The organism is Paenibacillus antibioticophila, from assembly GCF_000455265.1.
GTDB lineage: Bacteria > Bacillota > Bacilli > Paenibacillales > Paenibacillaceae > Fontibacillus > Fontibacillus antibioticophila.
Genome location: NZ_HG005139.1, coordinates 164,929 through 184,864 on the forward strand (window position 1 = coordinate 164,929; position 19,936 = coordinate 184,864).

The window sequence follows — 19,936 nt, forward strand, 5'->3', positions numbered from 1 at the left end:
GCGAAAATCAGGCATACACGCCTGATTTTTCTTCGTTTTTTTATATCGAAAATGATGTAAAATGAATTTTATTACTACTGGGGAGTTGTTGAACTGGGTTATGCAGAAAAAAGAAATCGCGTATATACGCAAGCAGTTTAAGCTGGATCACGAGAGACTTCATATTTACGACATTCTGAATGCCTATATTATGAAAGAAACCAATGAAATCTATCATTTTGAACGGCATCCCTTCGAGCTGCTGGACCGGGAGAAGCAGGAGCTTTATATGAGCAATTTCAAGAAGCTGTTATCCGGGGAGATCGATCAGAAGCTGTTCGAGCTGAAGCTCTATGAGGAAGCGGAGATGCCGACGAAAACGATGCTTCACCAAGGTCTGGTGACTGGGGATGCGGACGAATGGACTGAGCTGATGCTGGGTCTCGTGGACAAAATGATGGCGGACACCAAGTTTGAGCGGGATACCGTGGTGACATTTATTCGTGGGCAATATTATCAGCCGACAAAGGCCAGAAGCGAAGAATCGGAAGTGAGTGAAAGCGATGAGATGTTCGCCAATCCCTTCATTCTGTGCAGCATCAATTCCACGGAGCAGCAGAAGAAGACACTGATGTTCGATTACGTTGAACGGGAATACAAGTATAATGTGATCGTCGATCCGATTATTAAGCTCAGTGCTCCGCAGCAGGGCTTCTTCTATCCTAGCGTGACGGAAGGGTACTCTGACGTGAATCGGATTCTGTACTGTTCAGGCAAAGTCCATTTCCCGGACCAGCACTTCATTGAGGAAGTGTTGAACGCGGAGAAGACGGTGACGGCTTTGGAGGAACGGGCTATTTTCGAGGAGATCGTGAAGGAAGTGGCAGGGGAGCAGCTGGACGCAGCCGTCATTGCCCAAGTATACGAGGAGATTCATCAGGTGGTTGAGACCCAGGAGGAGGATGAACCTGCAAGGTTGGACTACAGAGATGTGGAGCGCGTGTTGACTTCAAGCGGAGTAGATAACGTGACAGTTGAGAAGGTGGAGCGCGCCTTTGAGACGATTGTCGATAACAAGAACTATGAGATTAAGGCGAGCAGTGTTGTCCCGAAGTTCACTTCCAAATCCATCAAGATCGATACGAAGGTAGCGACCATTTCCGTAAGCCCACAAGATTTAAAGTATGTGAGACAGGTTAATTACCAAGGGAGACGATGCATCCTGATTGAGGTAGACGAAGATGCGGTGATCGAAGGCTTTACCCTGAATACCGAAACATTGTAGGGAGTCCTATGAGGTTGTCTGTTCGGCCGTAACAACATGCTGCGAATGCAGCGATGTTGTTGCGGTTTTTTTATACATACTAAACTCCATGCCCCCGAACTCTCCATCATGAATATCATATATTTACAAATTTTAGCTGTATTTTGTAAATACGCAAGATTTTATTCCAAGTAGAATGGCACTAAAGATGAGAAGGGAGGATATTTATCTTATGGGAATAGGTAAAATCTTGAGGAAGCCTTTACTTGTCGTTATGATCATTCTACTGTTCTTGCCTTACAGCTTCACGTCAGCCTTGGCCAAGGAGGAAGCCCCTCCGGCCGTTCATGGGTTGAAAGCCGAATATTATACTAATTCCGGAGGGCCCAACTGGAACTTCGGCGCTCTAAAAGCAACTGTAATTGATCCGCAAATTTATTTTCCCAACTTTGAAAGGATCCTTGAAAATTTAACCGGGCAAAACGATAATGCCAGCGTAAGATGGACAGGGCGAATCACACCGGAATTTACGGAGGATTATACGTTCTGGATGGTTGGAGATAACGGGTTCAGATTATGGATTGATCATCAATTGGTCATCGATTTCTGGGTGAACGAATGGGATAAGGAGAAGGCAAGCAAGCCCATCCAACTGGAGGCCGGGAAATCATACGATTTCAAAGTGGAATATTTCGAGGACGTAGGCGGGTCGAACCTGTATTTGCGCTGGAGTAGTCCAAGCGTGCCGAAGCAAATCATTCCGCAGGAAGCATTCACTTTACCGACGGATTTTGTTTATAACGGCCCTATTAATGGAAGCGTTTTCCCTGACGGTATTACTGCAGAGCTTGGCTTTGCCGAGGAGGTTTCTCTTGAGGAGCATGCGAAGGATCAACTTTCCGTCAACGTGCAGGGGGTGAGTTGGCCGATTCAAGCTGTTGCATCAAAATCCGGCGATCCAACGACCATCGTAATGACCTTTGAGTACCCCGTATATTCCAAGGATGCTCCGGTGGTCAATGTGTCTTACGACGGGGGAGGTGCCCTGAAGTCCGTTAAAGACGGAAAAGCCTTTGAAGAGTTTTATTTCAGCATGAAAAATCAGTCGGAGTTCAAGATCCAAACGCCATGGGCAGACGATGTAGATCCTGAGCTTCCGCTTCCGGAGTACCCCCGACCGCAAATGGAGCGTGAGCAATGGTTGAATTTGAACGGGAGCTGGGAATTCCAGGTTGCCAAAGAGGGAGATTCGGTTCCGACCGGGCAGACCTTGGAAGAACAAATCCTGGTCCCATTCGCCGTTGAATCCCAGCTCTCCGGAATCGAACGAAATGAAAAATTAATGTGGTATAAGCGAACCTTTGAAATTCCGAAAGATTGGGATGGGCAGCAGGTGTTGCTGCACTTCGGCGCTGTCGATTATCTGGCGACGGTTTATGTGAACGGCGAAAAGGCAGGCAGCCATAAAGGCGGCTTCACCTCGTTCAGCTTTGATATAACGAATTATTTGGCGGCAGGAGAAAATGAAATCATTGTCCACGTGTTCGATCAGACCGACGATGGAGGCGAACAAATTGTCGGAAAGCAAACTATCGTAAATCCGGGAGGAATATGGTATACGCCTACTTCAGGGATTTGGCAGACCGTCTGGCTAGAGCCAGTTTCGCAGTCCTACATTGAGCGGATGGATATGGTTCCGGACATTTGGAAGGATCAACTGGAGCTAAAGGTGGATGTCCATAACAGTGAAGGGAAAACAGTTGAAGCAATCGCCTACAGTGAAGGAGTTGAGGTTGGCAGGGTCAGCGGAGCAGCAGGCGAGACTTTGTTAGTACCGGTTCCTGATTCCAGATGGTGGTCGCCCGATGATCCGTTCCTGTACGATTTGAAAGTTATCCTCAAAGACGGGGGAACGATTATCGATGAAATTGACAGCTATTTCGGGATGAGAGAAATAAAGCTGGGTGTCGTTGATGGAATCCAGCGTCCGCTGTTAAACGGCGAATTCGTGTTCCAAATGGGACCGCTTGATCAAGGCTTCTGGCCGGACGGAATCTATACGGCGCCGACGGATGAGGCGTTGAAATATGATATTGAAACCGTGAAGCGTCTGGATATGAATATGATTCGCAAACACATCAAAGTCGAGCCTGCCCGCTGGTATTATTGGGCGGATAAGTTAGGCGTAGTGGTTTGGCAGGATATGCCGAACGGAAGAAGCAACAGCGAAGGTGCAAAGGCTCAATTCTATAAAGAATTTGATGAAATGGTAAGCCAGCTGCAGAATTCCCCTTCGATCGTGACGTACGTTGTGTTTAACGAGGGATGGGGGCAGTTCGACCAGGGAGGTCCCGAAACAAGGAAAGCGATCGCCCATGCTTTGGCAGCGGACCCGACCCGGTTAATCATGGGGGCGACGGGATGGCATGATGCGGGAGGCAAGAATAATGAATTCGACGATGCGGCCGGACACTTCATCGATGTGCACAGCTACCCGGCACCGAACTCTCCGACCCCGACGAAGAACAGAACGGCGACGCTTGGAGAGTACGGCGGGCTGGGTCTCCATGTTCCCGGCCATGAGTACAGCCCGCTAGTCTTCTCCTATCAATTAATGAAAGATAAGGAGCAGCTTACGAACCAATATATCCAGTATATCAATACGCTTAAAAATCTGAAGAAGAGTCCGGGGCTGAGCGCGGCGGTCTATACTCAGATTTCCGACGTGGAGTATGAAATTAACGGCTTGCTATCGTATGACCGCAAAGTCGAGAAGCTGGATTTTGAACGCGTGGCGGCCGCGCATCGGGAATTGATTGGAAGTGTAAGCAAGACCGATTTGTTTAAGGCGATTCAACAGGCAAAGCATGTGCTTGATCATGCAGTGGCAGGAAATGAGCCCAGCCAATACCCGCAGGCAGCCATAGACGAGTTCGCAGGCGAAATTGCGGCTGCTCAGCAGGTCTATGACAACACAGCAGCAACCTCCGGTGAGATCAAACAGCAGATTGCGAGCCTGGAGCAATCGCTGGAACGGTTCTTATCCAGAGTTATCGATCCGATTCCGGCCAAGGCAATCACGGATCAATTCGATAGCGATCAATTGGATGCAAGCTGGACGATTATCAGGGAGAACCGCCAGCAATGGTCGCTTACGGAAAATCCCGGCGCCTTGACGCTGAATGCCGCATTCGGCGAATTGCATGAGCGCACGAATGATCTTCAGAATGTATTCCTGAGGAATACAGGCTCGGAAGACTTTGAGATCATCACTAAAGTGCATGCTGAAGTAGCCAGTAACTATCAACAAGCCGGGCTGCTTGTCTATGAAAACGATGATAATTATGTGAAGCTCGGGCATGTCTGGGATACAACCGGCAGCACCGGAAAATCGCTAGAGACCGCCTATGAGGTGAACGGCTCTTATTTTAAGCCGGCACATATGGCCAGCCATCCGGGAAGCGATACTATTCAATTGAAAATTAAAAAGCAAGGCGATGTATATTCGACATTTTATTGGGATGGCGCCAACTGGAAGGCAGCAGCAGATCCTGTTACGGTAAAGCTGAATAATCTGAAAGTCGGTCTCTACGCCATACCTTCCGGGGGGAATGGGACTCCGACGAAGGCCGCCTTCTACTACTTTGCTATCTTGGAAGATACCGGCGGTACCGATACGAATTATGATGTTAACGGAGACGGCCGTTCCAGCGTAGCAGACTTGGCAATCATTTCTCTGCATTATGGAGCCGCAAGCGATGATCCTGACTGGGAATCGATCAAGGGAGCAGACCTAAATCAAGATCAGGTAATAGATTCCAGGGATATCGAACTCATGATGAATCATTTGTTTGAAAGGATGAATGCGCATGAATAAGCTGTTGAAAACGTTGATGGCGCTTGTTATTTTAATCGGAACAATCAGTGTGCAGTCTCATGCTCGTGCCGTGGAACCAATAATAGAAGGACCTGAACGGGGTACGCTGAGCATGGAGCAAACTGAGATTGAGCCCGGACAGCCGATTGCCGTTCATTACACGGGAGCTCAAAGCGCTAAAGATTGGATCGGTCTCTACCGCACAGGTGAAAGTCCGGGAAGCAGTACGCCTTCCCAGAAATGGGCCTATGTTCAAGAGACTCCCGATGGCATCATCACCATTTCAGACGCTAGCGAGGGCGAGGCCGGAGCTCTGATGGACTTGGCGCCAGGCGATTATTACTTCGCACTTTTGCTTAACGATGGGTACGAAGAACACGCCGATCGTCTGGAATTCCAGATCGTGAATAAAGCAGTAACACAATTGAAGGTCATTCCGGAAACGGTGAAGCTGCGATTGAATGAGGAGGAGAATCATGTACAGCTGCAAGTTGAAGCGGCTTATCCTGCGAGTGAAACGTTAAATGTAACGGCAGCCGATGGGATCCAATATGTCAGCAATGATGAACTGGTGGCGACGGTTACTTCAACGGGCTTGGTGGAGGGGATGTCAGAGGGTACAGCGGTTGTAAGCATTACTTATGAAGGCAAATCTGCAGAGGTTGCGGTTGCGGTAGAATCGACGCCTGACTCTAATCCGGAACCAGAACCAGAACCAGAACCGGAGCAGGAGCCGGGGGCGGGGGCGGCCAGCTTAACAGGCAGCGAGAGCGTGAAGAACGGTTCAACGGCCGAATTGGTCTATGCTTTGCAGGATGCGGCGGACAATCAATTTGAGCAGATTTATGCTCAGGGTCTATCCCTGAATTTCGATCCCGTCTACCTGGAGTTTAAAGGTGTTGAATCACTAAGAGGCGATGACCTGATGGTCTCCGCTAAAGAGAATGCTCCTGGAAAGGTTCATGTGCTTGCTGCAAGTAAAGGCATCGCGATGGATAGTCAGGGCGAGTGGCTGAAATTCAGTTTGGCGGCGAAGGCAAATACTTCGGGCGATACACAGGTAACGCTGAGTGATATCGTTATTGCGAACAGAACAGGCAGCGAATACGGGGTACCCGATGCTTCGCATCAAATAACGGTCAAAGAAGGGGACATGACCGACATTGCGGTTGAAAGTATTACGATTAGCGGAGCTTCGGCCATTCCCGCAAAAGGCGGCACAGCCCAAATGACAGCCGTCGTATTGCCGGAAAATGCCACGAATAAAGCGGTCGCCTGGTCTGTAACGAACGGCACCGGCAAGGCAATCATCAGCCCGTCGGGTCTGCTGACGGCAGTAAGCAACGGTACGGTTACGGTGGAGGCAACAGCCCAGGATGGTTCCGGCGTTGCGGGAACAAAGGCTGTGACCATCAGCGGCCAGACATCAACCGGTCCGGGTCCTAGCGATCCAGGATCAAGCTCTCCGGGTTCGAATAGCTCCGGCTCCGGCTCACAGGTTCCAAGCACTCCGACCCCGCCGAAATCGAATCTTGAGATCGTGGGGAATAAAGCGATTGTTGCTTTGGATCAGAAGAATCCATCGGCGTCGGTTCCTGTTGAAGAGCTTAAGGACTTCGCCCTGGAGTTAAAGGCGGACGGCGCGTCACTGACGATTTCTGCCGCAACGATCAAGTACTTGCTAAGCCAAGCGCAAAATCTCGCCGGGGCCGTGCTCGAAGCCAGCATTACCCCAGTCGCAGATGCGGCTATGGATGCACCGGTTTCAGGCGGAACAGCCCGCGTCAAGACCGCAGGTCAGGCTTATCAATATAACCTGCTGCTGCGCACGGCGGACGGCAAGCAAATCAAGCTGGACGCGGACAAGGAAGGATTAGATCTGGTCCTGGCTTACGAGGAGGGTGTTGACGACAGCCTTCTGGGAATCTATGCATACAACGAAGCAGCCCGTCAATGGGAATACGTTGGAGGCGTGATTGACCCGGCTTCTAAGCAAATTAAAGCTTCATTGGACCGTTTAGGCTCAATAGCTGTGTTCGAATACTCGAAGTTGTTCGAGGATGTGCCTGCCAGTCATTGGGTATCCAGAACGCTGCAGGTTCTGGCTGCCAAGCACATTGTCAAAGGGATTGGCGATACGCAATTCTCACCGAACGACCGGACAAATCGAGCCGAATTTACTGCATTGCTAGTCAGAGCCTTAGGATTAACGGCAACGAATCAAGCGGCGCCGTTCCAAGATGTATCCTCGAATAAATGGTACGCATTGGAAATTGCCGCAGCTTACCAAGCCGGTTTGATTACCGGTATTTCGCAAACTCATTTCGCGCCGGAGGAGGAGATTACTCGCGAACAAATGGCGGCAATGCTCGTTCGGGCTTACGAGTATAAGCTTGGTGACATTGTGGCGAAAGGCGATGAACTGGGGGCATTTTCAGATCGCGCACAAGTATCCGACTGGGCGCAAGGGGAGCTGAGCAAAGCTATAGCGGCAGGCATCATGCAAGGCAAGGGAAACGGGCTCTTCCATCCAGGCTCCGAAGCTACCCGTGCAGAGACCGCACAAGCGATCTATAACTTGCTTCGGCTTGATTGATGAAACAGACCTTGAGCTTTTGATGGAAATTATGAATCTTTAGCTGTAAATTAAAGATCCACCCAAACATTTAACTGTGGTGGGTCTTTTTGCGTTAAGATGAGCTTGGAGAATATCAGAGAGACCGTAAGGAGGACGATGATATGCAATTCGGACCCAACCCTAATGCCGTTTATCCTAATGAAAATATTAAGAGCGTATGCTACATCAAAAATGTTATCACCCGACCGAATATTATCATAGGCGATTACACCTATTACGACGATATCGGCGGGGCGGAACGGTTTGAGGAGCATGTTACGCATCATTATGATTTTTTGGGCGACAAGCTTATAATAGGGAAGTTCTGTGCTATCGCCAAAGGCATCGAGTTTGTCATGAATGGCGCGAATCACAGAATACGCAGTGTCACTACTTACCCGTTCAATATTATGGGCCATGGCTGGGAAAAGGCGATGCCGACAATGGAAGATCTGCCTTTCAAGGGAGATACTGTGGTCGGCAACGATGTATGGATCGGCCAGAATGTCACGGTCATGCCGGGGGTACAGATCGGGGACGGAGCGATCGTCGCCGCCAATTCCGTTGTGACCAAGAATGTGCCGGCGTATCATGTCGCAGGCGGCAATCCTGTCAGAATCATTAAGAAAAGATTCGATGATGACCTCATCCAATATCTGCTGGAACTTAAATGGTGGGATTGGCCAGCCCGGAAAATTTTCGATAACCTTGAAGCCTTGTGCAGCGGAGACCTGACAGAAATCAGGAGGATTCAAGGCGGCAAGGATGCTTGAAAAAGGAGCTTTGAGATATTTACATTGATGATTGGGGTGTTGGCTAATAGCATAGGGAGGCTCTTTTTATACGAAATTTCGTACAAAAATCATTCATCTGACGATATACTGGGGGCTTTATACGATTATTCGTATAAAATAGGCTTATCTGAAGGATTAACGAGGGCGATTGTATGTTTTTTCGTACAAATCATCGCATTCTCCAAGTTTTGGAAGCTATTTGTACGATTAATCCTACAAAGCCCAATATTATACGAAGAAGGCAGGGAGGATTAGCAGCAAAGTAATGGATCTTCTTATGAATAATTTTAATTTTCTGGCGCTATTAGACTTGACTCAGGTTCAATTGATAGTAGTGATTATAGCCGCGTTCTTAGTAGGTTTCTCCAAGACAGGGATTGGCGGCGTAACCATGCTCGTGATCCCGGTTCTTGCGAGCTTCTTTGGCGGAAAGGACTCTACGGGAATTTTGCTCCCGATGCTGTTGGTCGGAGACGTAATCGCTGTCTGGTCCTACCGCAAGAGCGTGAATTGGAAGAACGTATTTGCGCCTCTGCCTTGGGCTTTAATCGGTATGTTAGCCGGTGCCGTTGTCGGGAATATGATCAGTGATCAGGTATTTATCATCTTGATCGGAACCATCGTTTTATTCTGTCTGGGCATTTTAGTGTACGCGGAAAAGAAGGGGAAGAACTTTAAAGTGCCCACCGGCACATGGTTCTATATCACAGCGGGAATTTTAAGCGGATTCGCCACCATGATCGGAAATGCTGCCGGCCCGATTTTCAGCGTCTACTTGCTGGCCCTCGGGTTACAGAAAAATCATTTCATGGGAACCAATGCGTGGTTCTTCTTCATTATCAATTTTATCAAGCTTCCTGTTCAGATTTTTGCATGGCATAATATCGGGCTGCATTCCTTCACGTTAACAGCGGTGATGTTGCCGGTCATCGCGGCAGGAGCGGTTTTGGGACTCTTTGTCATCAAAAAAATTAATGAGAAATTTTTCAGGCTTCTGATCATTTCCATGACGGCTCTATCGGCACTAAGACTATTTATATGAACATCGGTTTCTGTCGCGAATCTCGTAATGAAATGATGTGGGAGGGTGACTATTGGCAAAGAACGACAATATGCTGGCGATTTTGTGGATGCTTCATTCTGGAGCAAAAATAACGGCAAAGCAAATAGCCGAAAAACTAGAGATTAATATTCGCACTGTGTATCGCTATATGGATTCGCTCTGCGCCAGCGGAGTTCCGATTGTATCCGATGCGGGACAGAACGGGGGATACAGCTTGCTGAACAAGTTTATCCATGCCCCCTTGTTGTTCGGCTTGGAGGAACAGAAGGCACTGCTTCATGCTGCCGTATTTGCCAACGAAGCGGGGTATCCATACAGCGAGTCGCTTAACCGGGCAACTCAAAAATTGAAGACATATGCAAACCAGGAGCAGGAAAGCACTCTCAATCGCCACTTGGCTGGTTTTGAAGTGATCCATCGGGATATCGCTCCGTCAGTGAAGCTGACCTTGGAGGAACTGGAGCAGGCTATAGCCAATGAAGTTGCGTTAGAAATTGAATACCATACCAGTCATGAGGCACAGGCCAAGACAAGAGTCATTGATCCGTATGGCATGTTATATTGGAACAATAAATGGTATGTGGTTGGATTTTGCCGTCTTCGGGGCGAAATCAGGAGTTTTCGAGCGGAGCGGATTGTTCGGATCGAGCGGACGCAAATGAGGTTTGCGCGACCGGCGGATTTCTCTGCGAAAGAATTTTTTATGCAAAATCTTCTGCCGGGTGTGGAAGGAAAGGAAGGATTAGTATCGCTGGTTATTGAAGGCAGATCAGAAGCTTTGGACGATTTATGCATTCATTGGTTTTTAGGCCATCATCTGACGGAGCGGACACCGCAGCAAGCCGTCTTTATAATTGATGAAGGAGCGCTTCAAGCCTATGTGCCTTACTTCCTGCTCTCTTATGGAAAGGCTGTTCAGGTGGTTCAACCGCAAAGCGTAAGGAATAAGCTCGCTGCAATTGCTTCGGATTTAATGGAGCATTACCGATCATAACTACAGCTTCACTGACAGGCTCTGTCAGTGAAGCTGTTTTATGATTAAGGACAAATATCACTATAATCAAGGAGGAATTTTAATGACGGATCACAAGCAGTATAAGGGAGTGTCAGGTAACTATACGAAGAATGGAACGCCGAACGGATTCACATCCATCACGCCATTTATCGTCGTGGATAATCCTTCGAAAGCCATCGAATTCTATCAAGCCGTGTTCAATGCGAGAGTGAAGGATATTACCGAATTTAAGGATGAGAACGGCAGCACGTTCATTGCTCATGCGGAATTGGACTTTGGCAACGGGTTGCTGCAGTTGGGAGCCGCGAATCCGGACTATAAATTGGCTTTGCCGCCGGATGAGGACCATGCATGCTATTCTCTAGGCATTTACGTTGCCGATGTGGATCAGGTATTTGAACATGCAGTGGCACAGGGCGCAAAGGTCAGGGAGCCGATTGCCAACTTTGTGTCAGGCGACCGATACGGGAGCATTTTAGACCCTTGCGGCGTAAGATGGTCCGTTATGACCCGGGTGGAGGATTTATCGGAGGAAGAGAGCGTCCGCAGAGTCAGAGAGTGGGCGGAGTCGGGTGATAGACAGGGATAAAGGATATGCTGGAGCATATCTTGCTGTCAAAATTGAATAATCAGCTAAAATATGGTATTCCTAGATAAATAGATGATTTCGGGGGACCAGATGATGAAGGTCAGTATCTTTGATGTAGCCCAAAAATCGGGCCTATCGGTAGTTACCGTTTCAAGAGTGCTGAATAATTCCTCTTCTGTTCGGCAAAAGAACAAGGAGAAGGTGCTGCAGGCGATGAAGGAGCTCGATTATCATCCGAATGCTGCAGCCAGGAGTTTGGCGAGAGGCAAGACGGGGATTATTGGACTGACCCTCACGACGCTGGATGATTCCTTCTTTGATGCTGTCGTGAACGAGATGAATGAAAGACTGATGGAGTGCGGCTATTATTTGGCCCTTTCGGTTTCTAGAAGTTATGCGGATCGAGTCCATCGTCCATTGTTTGCAGAGGATCGGGTGGATGGGGTTATCCTGTTGTCTCTATCTCCGGCGGATGAGGAAGCGTATATTCATGATTTGATGAAAAAGAGTATTCCGTTCGTCATGATCGACAATTCGAATCATAATCACGCTGTGAATTCTATCATCGTCGATAACTTCAAGGGAGGATACGAGGCAACCAAGCATCTGATCGGGCTTGGACATACGGAGATCGCTCATATTGCCGGTCCTGAGCATTTTTTAAGCAGCCGTGAGCGGGAACGAGGCTATCTGGCGGCGCTTGCCGATTCGGGATTGGTGCCGCAACGGGTGGAGCGGGGAGCCTTTGAGATTCCCTCGGGATATCAGATCGCGATGAAGTGGATCAAGGAGGGCAGGCTGCCTTCGGCCATCTTCGCGGCGGATGATTATATCGCTATCGGAGTGATGAATGCTTGCTTGAACGAAGGGATTTCCATCCCTGGCTGTGTATCCATCATCGGGTTCGACGATCAGGTGCTGGCGTCAGAGTTCCGCCCGATGCTGACAACCATTCGGCAGCCGGCAGATAAAATCGGGAAGCTGGGAGTTGATTTGTTGCTTGCGGCAATTAAAGAGCCGGGCAAGGAGCAAGTGACGATACAGATCGATCCGGAGCTGGTTATTCGGGAGACAACCGCACCCAGATAATCCTGGACGGTAACAGGGTTTGCTGTTTGTCAGCAGACTCTTTTTTTCGTACATCCGGCCTTAATAAAGAGAAATGATACGTCAAACCTAATTATATTAAAGCGCTTTAATTTTCGTTGACAGAACCTCAAGTGAGCTACTACAATTATAGTGATTAAAGGAAATTATTGGTTGGTGACATCTAGAGTTTTTTTCATATATCAGGCAGTAATTCTACTTAGGAAGGAGGAGGGGAAGCTGTTTTTTTGCTTGAAAGTTAAAGCGCTTAAACATTTTAGGAGAAGGAACAATAATCCAATATGAGAGGCAGTGATGATCATTATGGGATTTCGTCATGGGAAGAGACGTCATTTTGGAGTAACAGTGGTCGTGCTTGTGGCGTTGTTGGCTGGATTGTTTCCGGGATCTGCAGGCATCGGTTTCGCGGCCGCAATCACAAGCACAGAGTTACGCCCCTTTCCGCAGCATGTGACGTATACGGCAGGTACGATTAAGCCGAATCATGTCACGCAGACGCAAATGGACGCTGAGGTCAAGCTACTCTATAACGAATATAAGATGAAGTATATCAAACAAAATCCGTATAACAGCAACCAATACTATGTGTGGTACAACGATGGGGGCTGGAACGGAGATGCGATCACCGTCTCCGAAGCCCATGGCTATGGCATGATGATTACCGCCTTGATGGGCGGACATGATTCACAAGCGAAGACTTTGTTTGACGGGATGTATCGTTATTTCCGGGCTCATCCGAGCTCACAGAACCCAGACCTGATGGCTTGGCAGCAGGCCAACCGCAACGGCAGTATCGTAGATATTAATGGAACGAACTCAGCCATTGACGGTGATATGGATATCGCCTACTCGCTGCTGCTAGCCGACAAGCAATGGGGAAGCGATGGAACTATTAACTACCGTGCGGAAGCCATTAAAGTGATCAATGCAATTATGAATAGCGAGGTTCACCCGGTTCATTATCATTTGCAGTTGGGCGACTGGGTGCAAATCTCGGGGACCAATCCGGATTACCGCAACGCGACACGTCCTTCGGACTTCATGCTGCAGCATATGAAGGAATTCTATCAGGCAACGGGCGATGCACGCTGGCTGCTCGTGATAGATACGACTTACAATATCATTGAAGACGTATATGCCAGCTACAGCCCTTCGACCGGACTGCTTCCGGATTTCGTATATCGCGACTCGAACGGGAAATACAAGCCTGTCTCGCAATTTACCTGGAACACCCCGAACGGGTATTTTCTGGAGTCAGAATTTGATGGAGATTATAATTATAATTCCTGCCGAACACCGTGGCGAATCGGGACGGATTACTTGGTAACCGGCAACAACAGAGCGAAGCAGCAGTTAACGGCACTGAATCAATTCATCACTGCCAAGCATGATGAACCGTGGGAGGTCTGGTCAGGATATTCGCTGGATGGACAGACAAAGCTTAGTCCGTGGGACGGCGGCATGGACTTTACCGCTCCATTGATGGTTAGTGCAATGATCTCCAGCAACAATCAGCAATGGCTTAACGACCTGTGGGATTATCATACGAATGCCTCCAACCCAACGGCCTTGGAATGGAATTATTATTACGGCAACTCGATCCGTCTGCTCAGCATGATCGTCGCTTCCGGCAACTGGTGGACGCCGACAGGGGCTCTGTAGAGGAAAGAAAAATAATCAATGCCGAACCCTGACAAGAGGTTCGCTTCGCCCAAGCAGAATTGCTTGGGCGAAGCTTTTGATTAGAGTATACGGAAAAGGTTAAAGCCCGCCGGCGCCTGTTCTTATAACCGTGGGAATTATAAAGGGGATGTGCTACCATAATTAGAGGATGAAGTATGAATTGTAATTTGTAATTATGCCAATGAACATACATAGGAGAACACTATGCCAAAAAGAAAAAAGAAAATCACATCCAGCTTCGTTCAACAATAACAAAAGCCTTGCTTTTCACAATGATCTCCCTCGTTCTGTTTTACCCGTTCGTCTGTGGTTCAGTAGAATATATGTTGATTTCAGGTTCATATTTTGTCAGAATGAGGATTAGCATGTATTTGGACCATCTATTTGAGAATCGATAAGAGAGTTTCTAGGAGTGGTGTCATGTCTGTTACGATTGAAGATATTGCAAAAGAAGCCCGGGTCTCGGTTGCAACTGTTTCAAGAGTGATTAATAATTCAAAGGCGGTAAGCCCGGAGCTGAAAAAGAGAGTAAATGATGTAATTGAAAAAAGAAACTTCAAGCCAAATTCCTTGGCTAGAGGTTTGATCATGAAGAGAACTAACATTATTGGAATCATTGTTCCGGACATCTCTAACCCGGTATTTGGGGCTTTAACTCGAGGGATAAACAGCTTTTGCCAGCAGAAGGGTTACACGCTAATGGTGTGTGAATCGGGGGGCCATCAGGAGAAGGAAGTCGAGTTGCTGGGGGTATTGGCGGATAAAAAAGTAGATGGAGTTTTATTTGCCGGTGTTGATGTTAATTCTGCCTTGGTAGGAGAAATGAAAAGTATGAGGTATCCTATCGTTCTTGTTACGCAGGAGGCTTCGAATGGGGAAGAGGTTATTCATACCGTCATCCACGATAATGTGAAAGCGATGTATGATGCTGTCTCTTTCTTGATTGAGAACGGACATCAAAGAATCGCTCTAATCGGGGGACCCGAGAATGACTATTCTTCCGGACAAAAACGGTTACAGGGATATAAGCAGGCTCTGGAGGAGCAAAAGATTGAAATCCTGGATTCATACATTGAACACGGGGATTTCTCTTTCGAATCCGGCTATGAATGCATGCGAAAAATTTACGAAGAAAATAGCGTATTGCCTACGGCCGTTATGGTGTGTAATGATGCTATGGCGATCGGTGCCATTCGGTTTCTGAAAACCTCGAAGGTTTCGGTTCCCGCGGATATTTCCATTATGGGTTTCGATGATCTGGAGTTCGGGAGGTATTTCAGTCCTGAATTGACAACCGTCCGTATTTCTTATTTTGATGAGGGGCTTAGAGCAATCAAGACGCTGTTCAAGCTGATACAAGAGCAAAGCGTGCCAATGACTCAATTTATCCCCCACAAAATCATCAGAAGAATTAGTGTAAAAAAAATTTAAAAGGTATATTGCATTTATTTTATTCCGGCGTTATACTCACTTTAGGAAAAGGTTTTCCTAAAGTGAGATTCTCAAAAAAGAAGCATATAAAGGAGGTAAAACAAGGAATTAGGATTTAGATAATTTTTTTGGGAATTTAGGAAAAGGTTTTCCTGTATAATTTAATGATAAACATCTAAGACTTTAACTCTAATGGCAATTTAGAAAGCGTTTCCTATTTGTTTTTTGCACGTTGAGGTTTAGCCAATAACTTAGATGGGGGTTTCTTTGTATGAAACTGTTTAAAGCTAAAAAAATTTGGATGCCATTGATTGCAGCTTCTCTGGTGTTATCGCTAACTGCTTGCGGAGGGAATTCGACCCAATCGGGCGCAGAAGCACCAGACACAGATGAACCTGTGACCATTACTTTTTCCTTTGACCAAGGAATCGGGCAACCGGCTCAGACACTGATTGATGAATATAATGCAAGCCAAGAAAAATATATTGTTGAATCAAAAATCCTGCCGCAGGATGCGAATGTAGTTCACGATGACTTTGTGAATAAATTGGCCTCGGGCGATACAAGCGTAGATGTTATGGCTCTGGATGTTGTATATGTAGCAGAGTTTGCCTCAGCCGGCTGGTTGACGGATCTGACCCAGTATTTTGATCAAGCTACGCAGGACCTGTACTTACCTGGAACGATTGAAACTGCAACCTATAATGAGAAGCTTGTTGCATTTCCTTGGTTTACAAATGCAAGCGCTCTCTTCTACCGGAAGGATGTCCTTGAGCAATTGGGCGTAGAGCCTCCAACAACTTATCAAGGATGGATGGATCTTCAGAGCCAAGTGCAAGGCGTAAACGATGTTCAATACACAAGCGTGTTCCAAGCTGCACTTTCTGAAGCGCTAGTTTGTAACTGGGTTGAGTATGTAGCCAACAACGGTGGAGAAATTTTGGATGCGAACGGAAATCCAGTGGTAAACACCGAAAATAACATCGAGGCGACTCAGATTATGCTGGACCTGGTTAAGAATTATGCTCCTGAAGGTGTAACAACTTATAACGAGCCGGAAAGCGAGCAAGTATTTTTGGACGGAAAAGCCTTGTTCATTCGTGATTGGTCTGGATTCTGGAGTCAAGCTAACAAGGAAGGCTCCAAAGTCAAGGACAAAGTGGGTGTTACCTCGTTGCCTGTCGGTCCTAAAGGAACAGAGTCTCATTCCACGCTTGGCGGTCTGAATTTGGTAATCAACAATGCTATTGATGATGCCCATAAAGAGGCGGCGATCGATTTCATCAAGTATCTGTCCAGTGAAAGCGTTCAGAAGAAAATGAATTTGATTGCAGCTCAGCCACCTGTTCTGAAATCAGTCTATCAAGATGCTGAGGTACTGGAAGCGAACCCATTCTATGCGGACTTCTATGACATTATCATGAACGGGAAGGCCAGACCAATGTCTCCTCAATATGCAAGAGTATCAGATTCGATTCAACGGAATATCCATGCCGCATTAGCTGAAAATATCGATATCAAGACAGCTCTGGATACCATTCAAAGTGATATCGAAGCACTGAACAAATAAAGAAATTGGAGAGGACATGGACTGCAATGTAATTGAGCGGAGATCAATTCATATTGCAGTCCATGTTATCAGAATGGAGTGGTCAAGGGATGAAGAGCTTGCAGAGAAGGGAAACCAGAGATGCCTGGCTGATGATGCTCCCTGCATTAGTCGTTTTATTGGTCATTGCGGTATATCCGATTCTAAGGACATTTTGGTTGAGTCTTCATGAAATGGTGTTAACTGACCCTGGCTCTGGATATCCGTTTGTGGGGTTGAAAAATTATACAGATATCTTTAGGGATGCTCGGGCAGGAGCTTCGATTTTATTTACCTTCAAATTCACGATTGCGACCGTGGTATTAGAACTGATCGTTGGTTTTGCAGCGGCGTTGATTATGAATAAAACGTTTAAAGGCAGAGGTTTAGTGAGAGCGGCGATTCTGATCCCATGGGCCATTCCTACTACGGTTTCGGCCCTGATGTGGAAATTTATATATAACGACCAATACGGATTATTTAATGATGTGCTTTATCGTCTTGGATTAATCGACGGATATAAAGCTTGGTTAGCTACGGAAGGCGGTACATTCATGGCACTGGTGATTGCAGACGTCTGGAAGACGGCTCCTTTTATGGCGCTATTAATCTTGGCAGGTCTGCAGATGATTCCAGGTGATTTGTATGAATCAGCAAAAATTGATGGAGCGAATTCATTCCAGGCATTTGTAAAAATTACACTGCCGATGGTGAGAAGCACCGTGCTGGTTGCCCTGTTGTTCAGAACCATTGATGCATTCCGGGTATTCGACTTGGTATCTGTCATGACTGGCGGTGCGAACGGATCAGAAAGTGTATCTTTGTATGCCTACGCTCATTTAATGAAATTCCTGAATTTCGGCTATGGCTCGGCGGTATCGGTTCTTATCTTCTTATTCGTCTTCGGCATCAGCCTAATTTACATGAAATCAATCGGAAAAGACCTAGCTTCATAGGTTCGGAGAGGAGGGACATCCATGGATATGAAAGTCACAAGAACCCTAAAGGCGAGTTTACTATATGTGCTTGTATTACTGTTTTTAGCTTTTATTTTATTGCCTTATATATGGCAATTTCTAACCTCGATCAAGCCTCTCGCAGAAATCTCAGCGATACCTGCGAAATGGATACCTAGCAAGATTAACGTTGAGTATTACTTCAATGTATTCCAGAAGCATCCGTTCGCGAGATATTTATTGAATAGTGCGATTGTTGCTTCAGTTACGACGGTCGTGAGCATCCTGATCGGAGCCTCTGCCTCCTATGCGCTGGCCAGGCTGCACTTTAAAGGAAAGAAAGTCGTCCTGCTGTCCATTTTGGCGATTTCCATGTTTCCGACGATTTCTACGGTAAGCCCCTTGTTTTTAATCTTGAAAAACATGAATTTGTTGAATACGTACGCGGGTTTGGTCATCCCTTATACGACATTCGCATTGCCCTTCTCAATTTGGCTGCTGACGAACTTCTTTGGTCAATTGCCGAAGGGCTTCGAGGAAGCGGCAACGATCGACGGATGCTCCAGACTGCAGACCTTCTTCAAGATTATGCTGCCGCTCATTAAACCGGCTACCTTCTCTGTCGGTCTGTTGGTCTTCATCAATTCCTGGAATGAATATATTTATAGTTTGACTTTTATGACGGATGACAGCATGAGAACCGTGCCGGTCGGAATTGCATTGTTCCCAAGTAATTATGAGCTTCCATGGGGCGACATGGCCGCTGCGTCAATTGTTGTAACAGTCCCGCTTATCATCTTGGTTCTGATGTTCCAGCAGAAGATCATTGCCGGATTAACTACCGGCGGGATTAAAGGGTAAATCATACAGAGGAGAATGAGGATGAGTAAAATCAGATTTGGACTCATAGGATCAGGATGGAGAGCCGAGTTTTACATCCGTATCGCGAAAGCCCTGCCGGAAAAGTTCGAATTAACCGGGGTGGTTATTCGGGATCGGGAAAAGGGAGAAGCCTTTGCTGCAAAATTCGGGGTGAACGTTGTTCAGTCCCTTGAAGAATTGCTGAATAACCAGCTTGATTATGTGGTATTGTCCATCAAAAGAGGAATAGTCTCGGACTATTTAATCGAGCTGTTTAAGAGGGGGGTCCCGGTATTGTGCGAGACTCCTCCAGGAGAAACGATCGAGGCGTTGGAAGAGCTTTGGGAACAAGCGGTTAAATATAATGCCAAGGTGCAAATTGCGGAGCAATATTTTGTTCAACCCCTGTATTCTGCTTGGCTAAAGGTGATCCAGGACGGCAAGCTGGGTGAGGTCAGCAATATCAATCTTTCGTCTCTGCATGGATATCATGGTGTAAGCATCATCAGAAAGGCTTTGAACGCAGGTTACGGAAATTGCACCATCATCGGAAAAAGGTACTCTTTTGAGGTGACCGAAACTTACGGCCGGGAAGGCATGGCCTTTGACGGGGAGATTTTTTCCTGTACAAGAGATCGTTTGACTTTGGAATTTGAAAATGGGAAGGTTGCCTTCTTTGATTTCTCTGATCCGGCTCAATATCACTCCTTTATCCGCACACGCCAGTTGACTGTGCAAGGGGTAAGAGGTGAAATCGATGATTTGAGCATCAGATATCTGACTTCAGCCAATGTGCCGGTGACGCAAGAACTCAACCGGATTGACTTGGGAAGATACAGTAATCAGGAATGGGCTCACTACGGAATCATGCTGGGTGAAGAGTTCGTTTACAGAAATCCTTATACGAACGTTCGATTGAACGATGACGAAATAGCAGTCGCTACTTGTATGGACCTGATGGGTGAATATTTGACTACGGACAAGGAGTTTTATTCTTTAAAAGAAGCCCTGCAAGACACTTACATTGCTTTGAAGATGGAAGAGGCGCTGAAGCATCCGAATCAAGAAGTATCGACTTCAACAAGAATATGGGCTCAATAATCGGATGCAGG

14 protein-coding genes are annotated in these 19,936 nt (G+C 47.0%); all 14 read left to right on the forward strand.

Annotated features, from left to right (window positions below):
- Window positions 1-100 precede the first annotated feature (100 nt).
- Complete coding sequence (locus tag TX85_RS00755) at window positions 101-1,264, forward strand: DUF4317 domain-containing protein (RefSeq protein WP_044477242.1); 1,164 nt, start codon at window positions 101-103, stop codon at window positions 1,262-1,264.
- Window positions 1,265-1,475: 211 nt separating this feature from the next.
- Window positions 1,476-5,120: a beta-xylosidase family glycoside hydrolase gene (locus tag TX85_RS00760; protein WP_049894742.1), complete on the forward strand. Its 3,645-nt coding sequence runs from the start codon at window positions 1,476-1,478 to the stop codon at window positions 5,118-5,120.
- Window positions 5,113-7,716, forward strand: coding sequence for an S-layer homology domain-containing protein (locus tag TX85_RS00765; RefSeq protein WP_044477243.1), 2,604 nt, complete (start codon window positions 5,113-5,115; stop codon window positions 7,714-7,716). The genes TX85_RS00760 and TX85_RS00765 overlap by 8 nt, the downstream gene beginning before the upstream one ends.
- Before the next feature lie 143 nt (window positions 7,717-7,859).
- Window positions 7,860-8,510, forward strand: coding sequence for a Vat family streptogramin A O-acetyltransferase (locus TX85_RS00770; protein ID WP_044477244.1), 651 nt, complete (start codon window positions 7,860-7,862; stop codon window positions 8,508-8,510).
- 298 nt (window positions 8,511-8,808) lie between these two features.
- Window positions 8,809-9,573, forward strand: coding sequence for a sulfite exporter TauE/SafE family protein (locus tag TX85_RS00780; RefSeq protein ID WP_044479704.1), 765 nt, complete (start codon window positions 8,809-8,811; stop codon window positions 9,571-9,573).
- A 52-nt stretch (window positions 9,574-9,625) separates the two neighbouring features.
- Entirely contained in the window at window positions 9,626-10,588 is a 963-nt protein-coding gene (locus TX85_RS00785) for a helix-turn-helix transcriptional regulator (RefSeq protein WP_044477247.1), read from the forward strand.
- A gap of 82 nt (window positions 10,589-10,670) precedes the next feature.
- Complete coding sequence (locus TX85_RS00790; protein WP_044477248.1) at window positions 10,671-11,198, forward strand: VOC family protein; 528 nt, start codon at window positions 10,671-10,673, stop codon at window positions 11,196-11,198.
- Between the two features lie 93 nt (window positions 11,199-11,291).
- Entirely contained in the window at window positions 11,292-12,287 is a 996-nt protein-coding gene (locus TX85_RS00795; protein WP_044477249.1) for a LacI family DNA-binding transcriptional regulator, read from the forward strand.
- Between the two features lie 312 nt (window positions 12,288-12,599).
- Window positions 12,600-13,967 (forward strand): glycosyl hydrolase family 8, encoded by a 1,368-nt coding sequence (locus TX85_RS00800; RefSeq protein ID WP_233500573.1) that lies wholly within the window; start codon window positions 12,600-12,602, stop codon window positions 13,965-13,967.
- Window positions 13,968-14,408: 441 nt separating this feature from the next.
- Window positions 14,409-15,419 carry a LacI family DNA-binding transcriptional regulator gene (locus tag TX85_RS00805; protein WP_044477250.1) on the forward strand — a complete coding sequence of 337 codons (1,011 nt, stop codon included), beginning with the start codon at window positions 14,409-14,411 and terminating at the stop codon, window positions 15,417-15,419.
- A 271-nt stretch (window positions 15,420-15,690) separates the two neighbouring features.
- Window positions 15,691-16,989, forward strand: a complete 1,299-nt coding sequence (locus tag TX85_RS00810; RefSeq protein ID WP_044477251.1) for an ABC transporter substrate-binding protein — start codon at window positions 15,691-15,693, stop codon at window positions 16,987-16,989.
- A gap of 32 nt (window positions 16,990-17,021) precedes the next feature.
- Window positions 17,022-17,963, forward strand: a complete 942-nt coding sequence (locus TX85_RS00815; RefSeq protein WP_233500574.1) for a carbohydrate ABC transporter permease — start codon at window positions 17,022-17,024, stop codon at window positions 17,961-17,963.
- Window positions 17,964-17,984: 21 nt separating this feature from the next.
- Complete coding sequence (locus TX85_RS00820; RefSeq protein ID WP_233500575.1) at window positions 17,985-18,824, forward strand: carbohydrate ABC transporter permease; 840 nt, start codon at window positions 17,985-17,987, stop codon at window positions 18,822-18,824.
- A 21-nt stretch (window positions 18,825-18,845) separates the two neighbouring features.
- Window positions 18,846-19,925 carry a Gfo/Idh/MocA family protein gene (locus tag TX85_RS00825; protein ID WP_199558814.1) on the forward strand — a complete coding sequence of 360 codons (1,080 nt, stop codon included), beginning with the start codon at window positions 18,846-18,848 and terminating at the stop codon, window positions 19,923-19,925.
- Window positions 19,926-19,936: the final 11 nt, after the last annotated feature.